This is a genomic window from Mycobacterium sp. IDR2000157661 (assembly GCF_022317005.1).
In the GTDB taxonomy this organism is placed as follows: Bacteria; Actinomycetota; Actinomycetes; order Mycobacteriales; family Mycobacteriaceae; genus Mycobacterium.
In genome coordinates this window covers 155915-175392 of record NZ_CP081006.1, presented here as the reverse complement: position 1 = coordinate 175392, position 19478 = coordinate 155915, and the positions used below count along the sequence as shown (strand labels likewise).

Here is a 19478-nt window from a genome sequence, read left to right as displayed (position 1 = left end):
CGCTGGCATGTGTTGCAGTCGTCGGTAGAATGAACAGTCCTGCCGAAAGTCGGCGGGGATGCGAGGGGCTGAACGGTTTCGACTTCGCGCATCGAATCAAGGGAAGCGTGCCGGTGCAGGCAAGAGACCACCGTAAGCGTCGTTGCAACCAATTAAGCGCCGATTCCAATCAGCGCGACTACGCTCTCGCTGCCTAAGCGACAGCTAGTCTGTCAGCCCGGGAACGCCCTCGACCCGGTGTCTGGCATCAGCTAGAGGGATAAACCGGTGAGTCCGGTCGCGGGACTCATCGGGACACCAAACAGCGACTGGGATCGTCATCCTGACTCGTCCGCGTGATCAGGAGATCCGAGTAGAGGCACAGCGGACTGCGCACGGAGAAGCCTTGAGGGAATGCCGTAGGACCCGGGTTCGATTCCCGGCAGCTCCACAACGAAGACTGGTCAGAGCCCATGGGCTTTGACCAGTCTTTTCTCCCATCTACATATCATCAATATCGAGCGCTGTTCTGCTTCCGTAGCTTCGCTGCGGGAGATGTCGCGTAGAGACGGCACCGGCTAAGTTCAGGGGTGTTCCACCGGCTCGACGGCAGACAGACTTCGACGTGTCGGGACATCTCCGGAGCCACTGCGCCAAGTCGTTCAGGTCATCAAGTCGAATCCCGCTTAGTTGTCTTGCCAGATTGAGCCGGCGTCAGATATCCGCCAGTCATTTTCCACTCTTCGCCTTGTGGGGGCTTTGGGCCTACTACCGTGAGCGTCGCGGTAGGTGACTCATCGCCAACTCTTCTCGAAGGGGGCTGTATGCCATGACTACTCCGTCGGCAGTGGTCAATTCCTGGAATGAGTGGGATCCGCTTGAGGAGATCGTCGTGGGTACCGCGGACGGCGCATGCTTCGAGCCGATGGAGCCGGGCAATCATCCGCAGATTCGCAACGCAATGCCGGACACGGTGTTTCCAACGGGACCGAAATCGCGCGAGACCATTGAGCGGGCCAATGAGGAACTGGCCGGTCTCGTTGCTCTATTGGAATCGCATGGAGTAAAGGTCCGCAGGCCGAAACCGCACGACTTCAACAGGCGTGTGGTAACGCCGGACTTCTCCGTCGAAAACCAATATTGCGCGGTATGCCCACGGGACGTGATGATCGCGATCGGCAACGAGATAATCGAAGCGCCGATGTCGCGCCGAGCGCGGTACTTCGAGTACGAAGTCTATCGCGAACTTGTCTACGAATATTGGCGGTCGGATGCGAATGTTGTCTGGACGACCGCGCCCAAGCCGTCAATGAGCGACGGCATGTATCGCGAAGGCTTCTGGGAATGGCCCCTTGAGAAGCGCCATTCTGAGATGCACTCCTTCGAGTTCTGCGTCACACAGGATGAGGTCATTTTCGATGCGGCTGACATCAGCCGATTCGGGCGGGACCTGATCGTTCAGGAATCGATGACAACCAACCGGGCAGGAATGACCTGGCTGAAGCGTCATCTTGAGCCAAAGGGGTTTCGTGTCCATCCTGTGCATTTCCCTCTTGATATCTTTCCCTCGCATATCGACTGCACGTTCGTTCCGCTCCGACCGGGGCTGATACTCACTAATCCAGACCGCCCGCTGCGCCACGGGGAGGAAGAGTTCTTCTTGTCCAACGGCTGGGAATTCGTTTCGGCTCCCGAACCGACATCAAGCAACAGTGAGATGCCTGACCACTGCCAGTCGTCGAAATGGCTGTCGATGAATATCCTGAGCATCTCACCGACGACGGTTGTCTGCGAAGACCAGGAGAAGCCTCTGCAGGACTTGCTGTCCGGACTCGGGTTTGACGTTTGCACCATTCCATTTCGCAACGTCTTCGAGTTCGGTGGCTCGCTGCATTGCGCTACATGGGATGTCCGTCGCACCGGCAAGTGTGAGGAGTACTTCACTCGCGGCGACTACCGTCCGCTTGCGGCGCAGGAAGCTCCGCAGGCACTCACGTAGACGCAACGCGCGTTGGAAGCGGGTCCGAGTGAAGATTGGCCTCATCTCCGGGGACGGCCTACCTGTCTCCGGACTGTTGACGGTATTCCGCAACGTATTTCATCTCGGCCGATCGATGGGGCTCTTCGACGACGTGGTCGCCGCCGACCTCGGGTATTCATGGCGACCTGATAAAGCGCGATTCTTCCCCCATGGCCCCAACCCTCAGCGCTATCCCCGGTGGCTGAAACCAACCATCAACCGTTCGATCGGCAGCTCGGATTGGGCCACGGTGGCGACGGAGGTCGAAGACATCCGGCGATGTGTCGCCGGGTTCGACGAGCTCGATGAATTGCAGCGGAAGTCGTTAGTCGACAGAATCGCCTGTCTTCGGACGTTGTATTTCGGTCATTTCTCGGCGTGGTTTAAGCGCCATGACCCAGATTGGGTTTTCGCTATCAATCTCACTCTTCCGCATGCGGTGAGTGCTACATCGGCGCTCTTCGCGGCTGCGAACCAGCATTACGGTGCACGACGTGGCGGTTTGGTCGTCTGGGATCACGATCTGTGCGGATCAAACGGGCGGTGGGACACTGCAATTGATCGTCGTTTCTATCCGGCTGTCCCCAGCGATGTGACCCCGGTTCCGACCGACGCCCGCCATATCAAGTGGATCGTCGTATCCCAAGCGCTGGAACGCGAGGCTGAAACGTATAACACGACAGCGCGCCCGCAGGTACTCGCGAATGTGCTGCCCACAGTCCCGCCGGGAATTGAACAACGCCATCATGAGTTTGCCCGGCAGCTCAATCTGGACCTCAAACTACCGATACTTCTGAGCCCGGTTCGGATTTACCGCGTGAAGGGCGTGAGCCAGTCACTGCGATTCCACCGAGAAGTGCTGAACGAATGTTCGTCCCGTTCGCTGCCCGCTCCCTCTCTGCTTGTTTTCGGCAGTCTCGACGAGGATCCGGAGTATGCGGCCGAACTCACGTCACTTCGTGATGAGCTCGCTATTGGACCGCGCGTTCGATTCCTCGGCGGTGTCCCCCTGGAAACAGTGCGAGAAGCCAACGGAGACTGGCGGTTAGACGAAGTCGATCTGTTGCGGTTGGCCCGGGCGACGAACGGGGGTGTCGTCTTCACACCCTCGGTCAGTGATTTCGAGACGGTTGGTCTTGCGCCCGGCTTGGCAGCCGCCGCGGGAATCCCCGTCGTGTCTACGCGATACAAGGCCTTCACCGAGGTCTACGGCGCCGCAGGCTTCACATGCCCGGTATTCGAGCCGGACGGAACAGGAATGACCGAAGCGGCGGGACGATTCGTCGACTGGCTGGCCGGCTTCGCACGGCGCGACGATGCGTCGATCGCCGACCTGCGACAAAACCGAGAAGTTGTCGAGTCGATCTTTCCGGCCGGGCCGTGGCGGGAGCTGCTCACCTCGATGAACACCGCGGTTGCCGATTCCGGTCGTCACGCAACGAAGCTGAACTGAATTGAGCGCCGAACGACTGCGAGTCGCTCTTGTCGCTCCACCGTATTACGAGGTTCCACCGATGGATTACGGCGGAACCGAGATCTTGATTGCGGATCTGGCCAACTGCCTTGTAGCGCGAGGCCACAACGTCGTCGTCCTGGGGGCGGGCCGATCGACGACGAATGCGAGGTTCATCGCGGTTGCACCGGAGGCGATTCCCGAGCGGCTCGGCCAGGTGCGCCCAGAGATCGTGCACGCCATACAAGTGCGTCGGGTGATCGAGCGGCTCGCTCGCCTCGACGGGCTTGATATCGTCCATGACCACACGATGTCCGGAGCCCTCAACGCGCCGACCTACGAAGGCCTCGGCGTCAGAACGGTATCCACCGTGCATGCGGTCGTTGATGCCGACATGCACCGCTACTACTCGGCACTCGACGGCGACCTCGGCCTCATAGCGATCAGCAATCGTCAACGCGTGCTGGCGCCGGATCTCAATTGGATACGTACCGTCCACCACGGCCTCGGGGTGGCTGACTGGCCCTTTCGGTCGACGAAGGACGACTTCGCTCTGTTCCTCGGCCGTTTCTGTGCGGAAAAGGCTCCGCACCTGGCCTTGACTGCCGCGCGCGCGGCAGGCGTCCCCGCGGTTCTCGCCGGGGCGTTCGTCGAGCCGACCGACCGTCCCTACTTCGACCAGCAGGTCCGACCGCTGCTCGGAGAGCGCGACAGGGTGATCGGGCCCATCGGCGGCACAGCGAAGCGTGAATTGCTCGCTGCCGCGCGATGCCTCCTCTTCCCGATTCGTTGGGAAGAGCCATTCGGCTTGGTGATGATCGAGGCGATGGTGACGGGCACACCCGTCGTGGCCCTGCGCGCCGGCTCAGTCGGTGAGGTCATCGCTGACGGTGAAACCGGATACGTTTGCGACGAACCATCAGAGCTCGCAGCAGCCCTGGAAGCCATCGGCGACATCGATCCGCACGCTTGCCGGGCTCATGTCGAGAACCACTTCAGCCTCGAGCGCATGGTCGACGATTACGAGGAAGTGTATGCGTCCGTTATGGTGTCGAGCGGCGACAATGCCTGAGCAATTGGTGCGCGACCTTTTTCCAGGCTGCGCCTACACCCCCTGCGCAGAAGTGACCTCTGAGATCGAATTGTCGTGTGTGTGTGGAGATTTCAGCCCGCGTCGAATCGCACACGTGCGCTCAACCCAGCCGAAATGAGCGTTTCATCCTTCGGTGATCTCCTGCCATCTGGGCCCCGCCGCTCATCGACGGGCGTCACTGATGCCGCGGTTTTCCTCGCGAGCCGATGGAGCCGGGGTGGCGCAGTGGTCCGCTCAGCCGACTTTCGTCAATGTGAACCCGGTAGCAGGTCCGCGGGGCCCGCTGGGTTCGGTGCTGCCACACGTGCCGGGGCTCCCTTGGGTGAACGCTGTGCCGGCAAGCGTGGCCGCGTCCCACGAATAAATGGTCGTCCCCGCAGCGTGACTGTTGTCGTCGCACACAAGCGCATCGGGTCGCGCAGCCGTCATGTTCCAGCGATCACCCGCCAACTGCGCTTGCCCGTTGTAGGGAGCGTTACCGGCCGACGAATTCGTAGCTGCGATATCGGCGCAACCTGGGCCACACGGTGTGACCGTCCACGTAGTTGTGTTTCCAGAGTCGACAGTGAAGGTGTAGGTGCCGCTCAACTCCCCGATGGGAGCGGCTGGGGTGGGACCAGGGGGTGAAGTCGAGTTAGGCGGACCGCCTGCCCAGCCGGGACTCGCTATCCCGATGGCCAGTGGAGCGAAGACGGCCAATACGCCAAGCGTCCGAGCGATATTCATATTTCCTCCAATGGCCCCGAGAGGTCACCGCTCAGCTGCCATAGGGAGTATGGCATTCATTTCGCGGCGGTATGAGCCATTCCGTGATCGTGGCTAAGTACAAGCGCCGAGCGGTAGCGCAGGCCTCGGCGCCGCGTAGTGGCGCGGTCACGTACCGCGTTGACGTACTTGGCTACTCGTCGATCGACACTGCCGGCGAACGTGTCCGTGAACCGTCAACTGCACAGTCTGGGACTTGTTGAGACTTTGGTTACGATCGGCCCAGTTGATCCAAGGCGAAGTGCTCGGGATCTTGACCAGCCCACCATCCGGCTGATCCATTTCAAGAATCATGAAGATCGGGGCAGGCGAGGGTTAGGGCGGCGATGAAGAATGCCCAGGGAAACCTGCTGCCGATCTGTTCGATGGTCGTCCAGCGCGACTCGGCAAGCAGTTGCCGGAGCAGGCCCCTGTTTGACCTGTCTCCGGTCCATATTCTGCCAACGACCGGTCGACCATGATGACTTGCACTCCCGCACTGCGCAGTTCGCCTTTCCGGCATCGAATTGGGAGGCGCGACTGCGTGTTGACGCCGTCAACACTCGTCGCGTACACGCAGGTGGCGTTGCGTCGTGGTCGCGCAATGGAACTCAGCATTCCCTCCGCAGCGGCACCCGCAAGGACGGTGACGTCAGCGGGTGTGGCCGGGATGTACGCGCCGCCTGTCCAGCTCGGGCCCGAGAGATGGCCGACCGCAGACATACAACGGATGTCGCCTCCCCACAGTCAGGAGGGGCTACATTCGGTGGGCCGCTCCTCACGTCACCGGCGGTGGACACCGAGGTACGACTATGAACTCTCACACGGGGCCGCGTGCCGCAGCGGTACGTAGGGAAGTCCAGCTTGGCACGGATCGCGTCGATAAGGTCGGCGCACAACAGGGAGGTTGAGGACGGTTGGCGGATCAAGGGGATGACCAAGGCGTGACTCAGGGACTGGGGCGGCTGGTCGGAAAGTCGGCTGTGATCACCGGGGCGGCGTTCGGCATCGGCCGGGCGACGGCCGTGCTGTTCGCGCGCGAGGGCGCGCGGTTGGTGGTGACCGACATTCAAAGCGAGCCGCTACTTGCCCTGGCCGATGAACTGCGCCGCGCCGGGGCGGAAGTCGAGACCATCATCGGTGACGTTTCGGTAGAAGACGATGCGGGGCGGATGATCAGGGCGGCCGCCGAGCGCTACGGACGGCTCGACGTGCTGGTCGCCAACGCCGGGATCATCCCGCTCGGCGATGCGACCGAGGTGAGCGCCGCCGGCTGGGACGAGGTGATGGCCATCGACGGGCGCGGCATGTTCCTCTCGTGCAAGTTCGCGATCGAGGCGATGCTGGCGACCGGTGGTGGCGCCATTGTCTGTCTCTCCTCGATCTCGGGCCTGGCGGGGCAGAAGCGGCAGGCCGCCTACGGGCCCGCCAAGTTCATCGCTACCGGCTTGACCAAGCATCTTGCGGTCGAGTGGGCCGACCAAGGGATCAGAGTCAACGCCGTTGCTCCCGGGACGATTCGAACCGAGCGGGTCAAGCGGCTCCCGGAGGAGCCGGGTGGCTCGGAATATCTGGCGGCGATCGAGCGGATGCACCCGATCGGCCGCATCGGCGAACCGGCCGAAGTCGCCAGCGCCATTCTCTTCCTCGCCTCTGACGAGGCCTCCTTCATCACCGGCGTGGTGCTGCCTGTGGACGGGGGATACCTCGCGCAGTAGCGTCCGCAGCGGTGACCTTGACCGGGGGTTGGGATCATCGTCAATGGGTAACCGTCGGCATGGCAGTTCAATGGCTTGACGAACCCCGAGACGACGACTTCGACAGCGCCGCCGTTTATCTGAGCATGTTGGCAGAAGCCGACGTGGTCACCAAGCCAGTGTCACAGCGAAGCTGCGAGACATCGTCGACGGTGGGAAACTGGCGCCCATCCTGTTGGTTCGGGGAGACGCGCTGCGTGGAATACAACTCGAAGTTGCCGACGGCTATCACCGGGTCTGTGCGTCGTACGTCATCAGCGAGAACACCCGATTCCGTGCCTGATGGCGTCCTGGCAGACTTGACGGGCGCTCATGTGGGTGGGTCGGATGAGGTCAAGGCCGCTGTCCATGGGGGTGGCCCAGATGTGCGGCGGCTCTTCGTCGTTACCCAGACACGGAACGTCAACCGCACGACGGCGAATGAGGGCGGCGATGAGTAATCGTCCACCTCGGCGATGCGGTCCGAGTAGGCCTGCGTCAGGCCGACGGCGGTCAGCCCGCCGGCCTGCATGCGCTCCCGCGGCTCGGGGATCGTGATTGCGTCGAGCGAAAGCCCACCCAGCGCGAGCGTCCCGGGACCTGCTGCGGCCACAGGGCTGGTGGGCAGGATGAGCGCGGTGGCCAGGAGTACCCCCGGCAGCAGGCGCCCGCTGCACTGGCAACGATACGGATGAAGCGCACCAGGACTCTCCAGCACGATGCGTGAGACTTGAACAATACGGACCACCCGGCTTCGACGAGCCGGATCGCCAGATGTCGCTTCTCCTTTGCAGCACCCTATGACCGGTTACGCTCGCCCCATGACGTCGCTCCTCGGTGTCTCTCGCAGTGCAGATCCGACCTCAGCACAAGGATCCCGATGATTTCTCCGCGATCTCTTCGACTCACCATCATTGAATTCCGATGGGCCCTGCTCGGCGTCGCTGCCCTGGCCGCATTCGGGCTTGGCTGGGTGGGATATACGGAGTACCTCTATGAGTTGTACGCCGAGGGAGCAGTCAAGCATCCCCCTCAGGCGACCGACATCGCGTACAACACACTCAAGCTGTTCTTGATGGGGTCACCCGGCACGACGGGGTTACCCATAACTCTCGAGATCGCTCGGATACTCGCCCCACTCGTCTCCGGATACGCCGCGCTGAGCGGGCTGGTACTTCTGTTTCACGATCGGTTTCAACAGCTTCGCGTCCCACTGATGCGAGGCCATGTCGTCATCTGCGGACTGGGCTATGTCGGCAGCCTGTTCGGGGATCGCCTTCGCAGGGCCGGCTATCAGGTCGTCGTCGTCGAATTGGACCCAGCGAACCCGTTCCTAACGGCATGTCGCAGTTGGCGCTGCCCGATTTTCCTGGGCGACGCACGGCTTGAGGCCACGCTGCGTGAGGCTGGGCTGCACCGTGCGGCCCAACTGCTCGCACTCTGCCCAGACGATGCAGTGAACGCCGAGATCGTCGCCGTTGCGCGGCGAATTGTGACCGGCCGCCGACGCGGTCAACTGCGATGCTTGGCCCGAATCGACAACTCGGAGCTGTGCCGGTTGCTACGGGTCCAGGAGGTCAATTCCAACGACGGTGCCCAATCGTCGCTGGACTTCTTCAACATCGACGAGATCAGCGCGCGACTATGCCTCGACGATTTCCCCATTACGGCGGGGACCAACGGTTCGCCACACGTCCTCGTCAGTCGCCTTGATGCCATGGGGACCTGGTTGGTCAAACATGCGGCGTGGGGTTGGTTTACAGACCGAACTGACGAAACGCCACTGTGGGTCACAGTTGTGGACGACCAGGCTCGCGACCGCGTTCAGGGACTCCTCGATCAATATCCGGCCCTCGAATCGGTGTGCCGATTCAACGAATCGTCGATGTCCGTGCGCGATCTGGCACGACTCGACACGATGCAAGCCGACACGGGAGCGCCCCCCGTGACGCGCGCCTACGTGAGCGCATACCGCGACGAAGACGCGATCGAGGCCTTGCTCAGATTGCGCCACGAGCTCGATCCGACGGTGCCGTTCGTCGTCGCATTGTCGCGCACGGATGGGGTGGCCAGGCTCTTCACCGACGTGATTACCAGCGGCGAACTGACGAACGTCAGCGTGTTCCCGGCGCTGGAGCGCACGTGTACGGCCGAGTTGGCTGCCGGCGGGTCGTTCGAGAGGATTGCGGTGGCCATCCACGACCGTTGGCGGGCAGGGCAACTCGCCGTAGGTAATGACGCGCCACCGTGGGCTGACCTGGACGAGTCGCGCAGGGAATCCAGTCGAGCTCAAGCCCGTGACATGCCATTCAAGCTTCGCAGCATCGGGTGCACGATCGCTCCGCTGCATGACATACGCGCACCAGCGTTCGAGTTCACCGACGAGGAATTCGAAGCGCTGGCGATCGCCGAGCACAAACGATGGGTGACTGAACGTCTGGAGTCCGGCTGGCGACTCGGGTCGAAGGACCCTGAGCGCAAGACTTCGCCGTACCTGGTTCCATTCGATGAGCTGCCGGACGACATCGCCGAGCTGGATCGCGACGCCGTGCGTCAGATTCCTGACGCGCTCGCCCTGGTCGATCTGAAAGCCATCAGGTCCGGCGCCAGCGGGAGGCGCGCCGGACAACCGACGCTCATCGGCGATGATCGCTAGGCGAATTGTTACGTCCTGCCGCGGCTATTCGGGGGTGATCGGCAGATCTGGGCAGATCTTGATGTACTCGATGTCGGCCGACACCCACTCGTTCCACTGCTTGTGGCTCATGTTTTCAGTTAACTTGTCGCACAACTCCTTTGGACCTGCGACAGCGGGCCAGACTCGGACCGTGCGGTCCGCGCTACCCGAAACTATGCGCTGGCCATCGGGACTGTAGGCAATGCTGTCGACATCGTCGGTGTGGGCGGTTAACGCGTCGCCGGTCTGCTGTCCGGACTCGACGTTCCACAACCGGATGGTTTCGTCACGACTCGCGGAAGCCAGCTTGCGCCCGTCGGGGCTGAAGGCCAGCCCGGCGACCGTGTCCTCATGGCCTCTGAAGGCCTGGCCGCTCTTCTCGAGCGAGTGCGCGTCCATCAACTGGATGACACCGTCGGCACCTGCCGCCGCGATGCGCTGCCCGTCGGGGCTGAAGGTCACAGCCCATACGACGGGCTCTGCGTCGCCGATCGTGGTTGCCTTCACCAACTGACCTGTATTGGCGTCCCACAATCTAACTGTGCCGTTGTTGGCGGCCTCCATCCCGCCTGAGACGAAGTGATTACCATCGGGACTGAATGCGACGCTGTGTACCAGATCGCCGTGGATCCGCGGTGCACCGATGGGACGATGCGTCTCGAAATCCCACAACCCGACGGTGTTCCCGCCGCCGATGACTAGGCGGCGTCCATCGGGGCTGAACGCGATGCTCGCCAGTGGTCCCTGCCCGGGATTGATCGGTGCACCGATGGGCGTGCCGGCGTCTGCGTCCCACAGCCAGACGGCGCCATCAGTGCCAGCGGTGGCGAGACGTCGTCCATCCGCGCTGAAGGCGATGCTGGAAAGCGGCTTCCCGCTGCCCACGAGTGGCTTGCCGATCGGTTGGCCGTTGTCGGCGTTCCAGAATCGCACCGCGCCGCCCTCACCAGCCGAAGCGATGCGACGCCCGTCCGGGCGTACCACCACACTCGACACTCCTCCGATATGGCCGATGAGCGGACGACGTATGCCGACATCCCACAAGCGGATCACCCCGGCCTGCGATCCCGACAGCAGGCGGGTTCCGTCCGGACTGAACGACAGGGCCCACACTCCGCTCTTGTGGCCCAGCATGGGTTGGCCGAGCAGCTGCCTGGTGTCGACATCCCACAGCCGCACCGCACCGTCGGCACCGCCATCAGCAAGCCGGCGGCCGTCGGGGCTGAACGCCAGGCTGAGCACCTGGGTCCCATGCCCGGACAGGGGCGCGCCGATCGGTGCGCCGGTTCCGGCATCCCAAAACTGCACATCCCCATCGCTGGTCGACGAGGCGAATGAGCGGCCATCGGGGTTGAATGCCACGTCGATCACGTCTTCTCCGGGGTCCTCGTCAACCTTGTGCGGAGAACCGATTTGTTGGCCGGTCTTGACGTCCCACAACCGCACTGTCCCGTCGGAGCTGCCGGTGACGAGGCGCCGTCCATCGGGGCTGAATTCCACGGTGTGGACTCGGGCGGGATGATCCATCGGTAGGCCAATGGGCTCACCGGTGCTTGCGTTCCACAACCGCACAGTGGTGTCGACGCTGCCGGACGCCACCATGAGTCCGTCCGGGCTGAACGCCACTGCCCATACCTCGTCGTTGTGGCCTGCCATGGGGTTTCCGCTCGGTTGTCCGGTGTCCGCGTTCCACAGCCGCACGGTACGATCGTCACTTGCGGACGCGATCACGTGCCCGTCGGCACTGAACGCCGCGTCATTCACCCAAGCGTCATGGCCGACTAAGTCCTGCCCCACCTGTTGGCCGGTCTCGGTGTCCCACAGATGCAATCTTCCATCGTCGCCGCCGGTGACAAACCGGCGACCTTGAGGGCTGAAGATCGCTGCAGGGCTGAAGATTGCCCCGAAGACCCCCCGCGAGGTGTCGATGATCTTGAGAGTGTTGAAGGTCCTGACCGCCACTGAATACAAGTCTTGCTCAAGAGATTTCGGAGAAAGTGCATCGGCGGCAAGTAGTTCCTGCAGGGCCCTGGCTTCGGTGCCCGGCCTGCTGCTGTCCATTATCGCGTTCGCCTCTGAGACGAGCCGCACGCTAGTCGCCTGGCGGAACCGTTCTTGCGCCTGGCCGCGGGCACTCATCGCGAACACGAATCCACTTACGGCGACCACCGCGACCACCGCCGTCATTGCAACGACGGCGCGCAAGATCCGCGACCGCTTGCGCAAGTCCCTCGCGTGCGCTTCAGCCTCAGCTTGCCGTTCCTGCGCATTGCGTAATTCGGAGTGCACGCGTTCTTCCTCAGCGGCCACCCGCTCGTTCTCGCTTTGTCGAGAAGCATCGAGGTATTCGCGAACAGGATTCAATCTGTGCGTGAAAGTCGATGAGCTAACCACCTTCTCGGCATCAGCAAGACGGGATCCGGCGAGCAACCACGCCGAGTCCTTCCCGTTGCTTCTCCACGCCGTGTCGGCTCGCTCCACGTCATCGGCGACCTGGAGTTCCTGGCGTTGCTCGCGAAGCCAGTCTGCCAAGTCATCCCATTGGCGCAGCAAGCTTTCCAGGGCGACCTCGACCACGACGTGGCCGTCGCGCTGGTCCTTCAGTAACAGTCGTTTGGCGACCAGTGCGTCTATCAGTGGTCTGCTGTCCTCGGGCAAGTCTTCGTAGCGGGCCATCCGACGCATCGGCTGATCATTGTGAGGGTTGACTGTGGCAAGCCATGGAATGAAAGCTTTTCGCAGACAATTGAGTTGATATCGGCGTTGATCGGGATCGGCCGCGAGGACCTCATTGATCTCCGTCTCTACGACACGGCGCATCCCACCCATCGCCTCGTACTGCTCGACTGTCAACTCACCCGTCGAGCCGTAGTCGGCATACAGGCGCGCCAGCGTCAACGACAACATCGGCAGTGTGTCAGCGCCCTCGGCGGCGTCAACGAGGAGTCGCTCCACCAGGTCAGGTGAAACGGCGAGGCGGCGGCCCCCTTCGCTAGCTCGGGCCGCAGGGCCGGTGATCACCTCCTTGAACTGGGTCGGCGGCATCGGCTTGAGGTCGTCGAAAACCCTCGACTCCACCCCGGCCAGTTCGGGATGGGTCTGCATGACCTCATATCGGTCGGTCCGGATGGTGGCGACCACGATCAGGTTCAGCGGTTGCAGATCGGTTCGTACGGTCAGCCGTCGAATCAGCGACATCAGCTGCGCCCCTTGGACTCCGGCGTCAGCGGAGAACAACTCCTCTGCTTGGTCCAACGGCAGTATCAGCGTCGGAGGGGTCGGTGTATCGTCGCCCCGAACCGGATCCGGTAAGCGATCCGCCGCTGCCTGTTGCACGTCGATCAGCAACGCCCGCAGTCGCTCGATGTCGTCCGTGCACGCGGACTTGATCTGGCCGAGGCTTGGTGCCGATAAGCCGATCCTGTCTCGGGCATGCCAAATGGCAGCTGCCAGACCGGTATCGCCCGTCAGCGCGTTGCGACCGGGCCGCACAACGCCCAACAGCGCGAATCGACGATCTTCGCGGGCCAACCTCGGCAGTAAACCAGCGCGTAGGAACGACGACTTGCCTGTGCCGGACGGGCCCAACACGACGAACATCGACTTCGTCTCGGCCATTCTCATGCCGCGGAGGTCGTCCAGTCCGTGCACGATCGGCGCATCCCGGCCGAAGAACACCGCGGCATCGACCTGTTCGAACGGTTCCCAACCGCGATATGGAGCCCGATCGACGTCGTCCGGCGGCGGCCATACGAACGAATGCGCGCTTATGCCGGTTCCGCGGATGGCGTCTCGCAACCTGTACAGGCCCGGGGTGGCGAATGTGACCGGCGGTCCACCGCTGACATCGATCGAGGTCATATCGCTCTCGCCGAACAGGTCGCACCTCTGCCACTCCGACGTCAAGTCATCGCCGGCCGACGGCTCGAGGCGGGCACACAGAATCTGCTTGTTCAGGTTCTCTGCGACGCGGTATTCGGTCCTGCACTCATGGGACGCTTCCCAGTTGCTTGACAGCAGACAGACCACGGCTTCGCATTTCGCACTCGCCTGCTGCAGTCTGTCCTTCCATCGCTCGCCCGGTCGCAGCCCCACCTCCGGATCGATGTCGAGGAATATGTCGGTCGCCAGCGGCGGCTCCTGATCCACCAGCCAGCGCTTCAGAGCCAACGCCTCCCGCGCGTCGAGATTCGAATGGCTGAGAAAGATTCGCGACATGTCATCCTTGGGCTGGTTAGTCGCAGGTTATCCCCCGTTGTCGAGTGAGGAACTTGCTTCGCCGTAAATCAGCCCATGCGTCGGCGGCCGAATACCCTTACGTAATGACAGCGGACCGATTGGACGGGGCCCACAAGCCAACAACGGCGAAGCAGCACCCCGGGTCGGCCATCACTCTTCGTATGCTCCATCGGGCACTCGGTGATGATTTCGCATCGTTGCAGGCTGATACTGGTCGCAGCCGTGCGTGGCGTCATCTCGCTTTCGTGGCCTTGGTGATCGTGCTCAGTGCTGTATCGGTGGGTACTTCTTCGCCGGCGTTCGCCGGCACCGGGGCAGCCGACCCCCACATCGATCGGCTGGCCGAAGGTGCCGGTACGCCCACTTTGGACTGGGCCGACTGTGGTGACGGATTTGTCTGCGCGGCAGTAGGAGTTCCGTTGGACTACAACCGGCCACACGACGAGCAGATTGAGCTATCGGTGATCAAACTGCCCGCGACCGATGCACGCAGCCGAATCGGAACGCTGTTCGTCAATTTCGGGGGTCCCGGTCAGTCCGGCGTTGACCGGCTGCGCGGGCGTGCGAGGTGGCCCTGGTTGTTCTCAGAGGAACTCCGATCGCGATTCGACCTCGTGTCGTGGGATCAGCGGGGGGTGGCGCGCAGCGCCGCGGTGCGCTGTTTTTCCGACTCAGCCGAACAGTGGCAGGTTCTCGTACCCAGTCCGGGCTTACCCATGGATGCTCGTGGAGAGCAGGAACTCTTCGATTGGTCAGAGAACTTGGCCGAGCGTTGTGAGCAGCAGGCCGGCCCGATCCTCAACCACGTCTCGTCAGCGAACGCGGCGCGCGATCTGGAGTTGCTCCGTCGCGCGGTCGGCGATTCGTCGTTGACCTATCACGGCATCTCCTACGGCACCCAGCTGGGCGCGATCTACGCCAACCTGTTTCCTGGTCGCGTGCGTGCGATGGCATTGGACGGCTCGATCGACTTCGAAGGCAACGTCAACGGTCACGGCCCCGAGGGGAATACTGTGCCGCTCAACGCCCGACAAGATGTCGCGACCGGCACGTCCGCGGCGTTCGAGGAGTTCTTGCGGGACTGTTCGGCGGCCGACCGACGCTGTGCGTTCTCCGAAGGTGAGCCGAGAGCCAAGTGGGCGGCGCTGGTCGAACGTTCGCGCTTGTCGCCTGTTTTCGTCTACGGCCACGCGTGGACCTACCCGGAGATGGTGGCCGCGACGTTGGCGAAGCCGTCCACTTACCCTCAACTCGCCGAGCTGCTGCAACAATTTTCCGACGCTGGTACCGCAGCACCCGAACTCATCGACGCGATAACGGGCAGTGATCCGCCCCCGGCTGATGTCGACAGGTTGTACTTGAGCAATCGTGAAGAGGCGTACGACGCGATCCAGTGCACCGACAGCACTGTGCCGACTGACCTCGCCGCGTACACCCGAGCGGCGCTGACTGCGGACGCGGCGTCACCGGACTTCGGCCGCATCTCGGTCTTCGACGTGATGCCGTGCGCGTTCTGGCGCGGCCACGACGCCGACCGGTATACGGGTCCCTGGAACCGGCGCACTTCCGCGCCGATTCTGGTGCTGAACACGAGAAACGACCCCGCTACTCCGCTGGCGGGCGCATATGCCGGCGCAGCCCAGTTGTATGAGGCCCGCGTAGTGGTGACAGAGGGCGCAGGACATACCAGCATGTATGTCGCGAGCACCTGTGCAGAACGGGTCAAACGCGAGTACCTGTTCTCCGGGCTGCTGCCGCCCCGAGGTAACGGCTGTAGCCGAGACCATTCACCATTCGATCAGGCACCGGCCGTGAAGATCGACGGCAACAAGTGACGGCACAAGCGGCTACCTGATCCGCAAATCCCGGCGTGCCAGCCGCCCGTCGTCAATGTTCGCGCCCCGCGCTGTGGGCCAACGAGTTCTGCTTTGGTCGACGGCTGACAGCGCTCACGGTTGGCCTATAAGTCCGATCAGTCGTTTCTCGCCTCGTAGCGCAGCAGGACCGTGCCGCCCGGGAAGGTGCGGTTCTCCAACAGTCGCAGCGAGATCCATGACGGCAGTGTTGGGAAGAACGGGGTGCCGCCGCCTACGACGACGGGCGCGACCACGATTCGGTACTCGTCCACCAGTCCGGCCTGCACGATCGGTGCGGCCAGCGTCGCACCGGCCACCTCCAGCCTGCCGTCGGTTTCGGCCTTGAGCTTCGTCACCACCTCGACCGGGTCGCCGCGTTCCAGGCGGGAGTTCCAGTCGACGGACGCCAGGGTGCGCGAGAACACGACCTTGGGCATGTCGCGCCAGATGCGGGCGAAGTCGACGATCAGAGGGGTGGCGTCCGGGGCCTTGTGGGCGGTCGGCCAGTACGCGGACATCAGCTCGTAGAGCCGCCGCCCGTATAACGACAGGGCAGTCTCCCTCTCGAAGTCGTTCCAGTACTCGTGCAGTTCGTCGCTCGGATCGGACCAGTCGATGTTGCCTTGTCCGTCGGCGATGTATCCGTCCACCGACACGTTGAAGCCATAGATGAGTCTGCCCATACAAATCAGACTGCCCCGCAGGGCAGGACTCATCGTCCTTAAGGTCAAGCCCAGTGCAGGGAATGGCGCTCGCGATGAGGCGGCTTCAGGGCACCGAGGTTGTCGCCCGCGGTGTCGAAGTCGAGTGCTCGGCGGGGCTTTCCTGACACTTGCGGGGGTGGAGTATCCCGCCGGGTGTCTCAGCGAATGCGCCCTGTCCAGCCCGGGCGTATGAGATGCTCGGCCGTTCAGATACAACAGATCTCACCTCCCCACAGTCAGCAGGGGCTACATTCGGTTGGCCGCTCCTCACGTCACCGGCGGTCGACACGGAGGTAGGACAATGAACTCTCACACGGGGCCGCGCGCCGCAACCGTAGCCGTGATGATCGGGACATCTCTGATGTTTGTGGGGAATGCGCCGCTCGCGCAGGCCGACAGGCAGACCCATACCTTCGTGCTGACCCAGCAACCGCCTGTACTGCGTCCGGTCGACCAGCATGCTCCGGGGTTGAGCGTGGCCGACGCGGTGCTGTACGAGTCGACCATCACCGGTGAGCACGGCGAGTCAGGATTGCTGACCGGCTTTCTCATCACCGCGGACATTCCCGACCCCGAGACCGGTGACCTCCACTCCGACCGCCTCGGCCAGTTGTCGTTCGACCTCGGAAACGGCAACATGATCGCGGTAGTCGGTGAGTCGATCTACCGAGGCGAGGCCGTGGAAATGTCGGCGAGCGCACCGCAACTTCGCGCGGTCGTCGGCGGCACAGGCAACTTCATGGGCGCCCGCGGCCAAGTGGCGACCACGCGCAACGAAGACTCCACCTATAGACACGAATTCACCCTCATCGACGACTGAGCGGTGCTCAGTGAAGCCGGACGACGAACGCGTCGCCGCGCGTCTCTCTGATGCGGTGGCGGCCAGCTTATCCGTGACTGCATGTCGTCGGGACACCTTCAATTACTTGAGGCACCGATTACGATTGACCCAGTTGATCTAAGGCGACGCGCAGCGACGTGCTGGGTATCTTGACCACCCCACCATAAGGCTGATCCATTTCGAGCATCATGAAGATCGGGCCGGCAAGTGCAAGCGCGGCAATGAGCAACGCTGCTACGACGCTGGCATTGCGGGGTGCGTAGAGCCCGAAACTGGCGAAGATAACCGTTAGCCACGTCACGACGACAACGAAGAAACCCCAAGGGAACCTGCTGCCGATTTGTTCGATGGTCGTCCATCGCGACTCCGCTATCGTGTTGGTGACCTCCAGCGCATTGGACCGTAGCCATCGCTGTTGTTCCGTCTGCGGCGACAGGGCGAAGAGATCCCGCTGAACCAAAATGATTCCGGGCCCCCCGCTGAGCGCCGTGAGCGACACCGCGCCGTCTTCCTCAGGCCAAATTTGGCTGATTCTTTCGCTGAGGAGCTGCTTGAGCAGAGTCCGGGTTTCATCGGTCTCCGGCCCGTATTCGGCCAAGGTCTGATCGAGCATGATGAATTGCGCTCCAGCACTGCGTAATTCGGCTTCCTTCTCGCCGAGCGACGCAATCGAAGAGCCGGTGAGCAAGCCGAGCACCACAGCCGAAAGTGTTGCCAACATGGCCATTACGGTCCTGATAGTGTCGCGCGATTCGGTGCTCAGATGCTGGTCAGGAAGGAGCTTCCCGAGTAACATCCCGAACAATGCGCCGCCGAAGATGATCGCGAAGACAGCGATGCCGATCAAGATATCCTTCATCTGCTTCTCCGCTTGCTGATGGCGCTCTTGACCGGCCAGACCTGGTCTCGTCCCGGGGCGAATGCTACATCGGGCCCCGCCTCCCCATTATCTGAATGAACGTGCGAGGCTAGCCCGTGGATGATCTCGCCCTATTCGCTGCGCGACGAGTTCACGCCCGGGGTACGTTGCGACGGTGTCCAACCACTTCACGGGACTGAGCCTCGGCCCGCCGCTGGGAGACCAGCGGCTGGATCTTTGTGACCTCTATGCGTTCCAGTCACCGGCCAACGCCGGTCGGACCGTGTTGATCCTCAACGCCAACCCGAACGCCGACGCGTTGCATCCCGACGCGATCTACCGGCTGGCGGTCGACAATGACGGCGATCTGCTCAACGACGTCGCGTTCAGCTACGTTTTCTCAACACCGAGCGACGGCAAGCAGACCGTCGATGTGTACATGGCCACAGGTGAGCTTGCCCGCGAGGTCGAGGCCGTCGGGGACAAGATCTTCTCCGGTGTGCCGGTGTCGTTCGTCGGCGACGAGCCGCACATCGCGACCAACGAAGACATCACCTTCTTCGCCGGTACCCGCAGTGACGCGTTCTTCTTCGACTTCGACGGAATCAAGAATCTGTTCGACACCTCGGGTAAACGGAACTTCACCGAACCGCATCTCGGCGACGAATCACCGTGGACCGGTGTGGATTCCAACACCGAAGCCAACGTCTTCTCCACAGTGATCGAACTGCCGACGGCTCGACTCGGCGCCAACCCCGACATCCGGATCTGGGCGCGCTGCAGTGTGCGCAAGGACGGTGAGCTGCAGCACGTGGATCGCGCCGGCCATCCGTCGGTCAGCAGCTTCTTCAATACCGACGACACCAAACTCGAGTACAACGCCAGCGAGCCGGTCAACGATCGGGATCGCTGGACCGCGATGTTCGTTCACCTGATGGGCCACACCGGCGGCTACAGCGAAGAAGAAGCCGTCGCCGCGATCGACGAAGAAGGCACGCTGCCCGACATGCTGCACTTCGATACCTCGAGGCCCGCCGGGTATCCCAACGGCCGTGTCTTCACCGACGACGTCATCGACTACCGGCTGGCATTCCTGACCAAAGGTGAATGCCCGCCGACCGGCCTGGCTCCACACACCGACATTCTCGACGAATTCCCCTACCTGGGACCGCCGCACCGCAAGGGTTGATCTTCTGCCTGCCGTCCGGCGATCACACGGCCAGCCCGACTATTGCCGAACCGGGTATGGGCGCCGGGAAAAGGGTGAATAGTCGCGC

12 protein-coding genes, 1 other RNA gene and 1 pseudogene are annotated in these 19478 nt (G+C 62.7%); 10 read left to right on the top strand and 4 right to left on the bottom strand.

The window, feature by feature from the left end:
• Positions 1-64: 64 nt before the first annotated feature.
• The 6 genes and pseudogenes from ssrA (at position 65) to K3G64_RS01735 (ending at position 7349) form a co-directional block, all read left to right on the top strand.
• Positions 65-433, top strand: a transfer-messenger RNA (tmRNA) gene (gene ssrA / locus K3G64_RS01760).
• A 375-nt stretch (positions 434-808) separates the two neighbouring features.
• Positions 809-1978, top strand: a complete 1170-nt coding sequence (locus tag K3G64_RS01755) for a serine/threonine protein kinase (RefSeq protein ID WP_238888512.1) — start codon at positions 809-811, stop codon at positions 1976-1978.
• Between the two features lie 28 nt (positions 1979-2006).
• The gene (locus tag K3G64_RS01750) at positions 2007-3452 is read left to right on the top strand and encodes a hypothetical protein (protein ID WP_238888510.1); all 1446 of its coding nucleotides are present in this window, start codon (positions 2007-2009) and stop codon (positions 3450-3452) included.
• A gap of 61 nt (positions 3453-3513) precedes the next feature.
• Positions 3514-4524 carry a glycosyltransferase family 4 protein gene (locus K3G64_RS01745; protein ID WP_238888501.1) on the top strand — a complete coding sequence of 337 codons (1011 nt, stop codon included), beginning with the start codon at positions 3514-3516 and terminating at the stop codon, positions 4522-4524.
• 1748 nt (positions 4525-6272) lie between these two features.
• Positions 6273-7007: an SDR family NAD(P)-dependent oxidoreductase gene (locus tag K3G64_RS01740; RefSeq protein ID WP_238888499.1), complete on the top strand. Its 735-nt coding sequence runs from the start codon at positions 6273-6275 to the stop codon at positions 7005-7007.
• A gap of 59 nt (positions 7008-7066) precedes the next feature.
• A pseudogene (locus tag K3G64_RS01735) lies at positions 7067-7349 on the top strand (hypothetical protein).
• 7 nt (positions 7350-7356) lie between these two features.
• On the opposite strand, the gene K3G64_RS01730 reads toward K3G64_RS01735, so the two are convergent.
• Positions 7357-7743: a hypothetical protein gene (locus K3G64_RS01730; RefSeq protein ID WP_238888497.1), complete on the bottom strand. Its 387-nt coding sequence runs from the start codon at positions 7741-7743 to the stop codon at positions 7357-7359.
• A gap of 162 nt (positions 7744-7905) precedes the next feature.
• Between K3G64_RS01730 and K3G64_RS01725 the strand changes: the two genes are divergently transcribed.
• Positions 7906-9681 (top strand): potassium channel family protein, encoded by a 1776-nt coding sequence (locus tag K3G64_RS01725; protein WP_238888496.1) that lies wholly within the window; start codon positions 7906-7908, stop codon positions 9679-9681.
• 24 nt (positions 9682-9705) lie between these two features.
• Here the strand turns inward: K3G64_RS01725 and K3G64_RS01720 are convergent, their stop codons facing one another.
• Positions 9706-13920, bottom strand: coding sequence for an nSTAND1 domain-containing NTPase (locus tag K3G64_RS01720; RefSeq protein WP_238888495.1), 4215 nt, complete (start codon positions 13918-13920; stop codon positions 9706-9708).
• A gap of 104 nt (positions 13921-14024) precedes the next feature.
• On the opposite strand from K3G64_RS01720, the gene K3G64_RS01715 reads away from it, so the two are divergent.
• The gene (locus K3G64_RS01715; protein ID WP_238888494.1) at positions 14025-15776 is read left to right on the top strand and encodes an alpha/beta fold hydrolase; all 1752 of its coding nucleotides are present in this window, start codon (positions 14025-14027) and stop codon (positions 15774-15776) included.
• Between the two features lie 137 nt (positions 15777-15913).
• On the opposite strand, the gene K3G64_RS01710 is transcribed toward K3G64_RS01715, so the two are convergent.
• Positions 15914-16480 (bottom strand): dihydrofolate reductase family protein, encoded by a 567-nt coding sequence (locus K3G64_RS01710; protein ID WP_238888493.1) that lies wholly within the window; start codon positions 16478-16480, stop codon positions 15914-15916.
• Positions 16481-16844: 364 nt separating this feature from the next.
• On the opposite strand from K3G64_RS01710, the gene K3G64_RS01705 reads away from it, so the two are divergent.
• Positions 16845-17321 carry a hypothetical protein gene (locus tag K3G64_RS01705; protein WP_238888492.1) on the top strand — a complete coding sequence of 159 codons (477 nt, stop codon included), beginning with the start codon at positions 16845-16847 and terminating at the stop codon, positions 17319-17321.
• A 118-nt stretch (positions 17322-17439) separates the two neighbouring features.
• Here K3G64_RS01705 and K3G64_RS01700 read toward each other — a convergent pair whose 3' ends face one another.
• The gene (locus K3G64_RS01700; RefSeq protein ID WP_238888491.1) at positions 17440-18201 is read right to left on the bottom strand and encodes a bestrophin-like domain; all 762 of its coding nucleotides are present in this window, start codon (positions 18199-18201) and stop codon (positions 17440-17442) included.
• Positions 18202-18376: 175 nt separating this feature from the next.
• On the opposite strand from K3G64_RS01700, the gene K3G64_RS01695 reads away from it, so the two are divergent.
• Positions 18377-19390 (top strand): DUF4331 family protein, encoded by a 1014-nt coding sequence (locus K3G64_RS01695; RefSeq protein WP_238888489.1) that lies wholly within the window; start codon positions 18377-18379, stop codon positions 19388-19390.
• Positions 19391-19478: the final 88 nt, after the last annotated feature.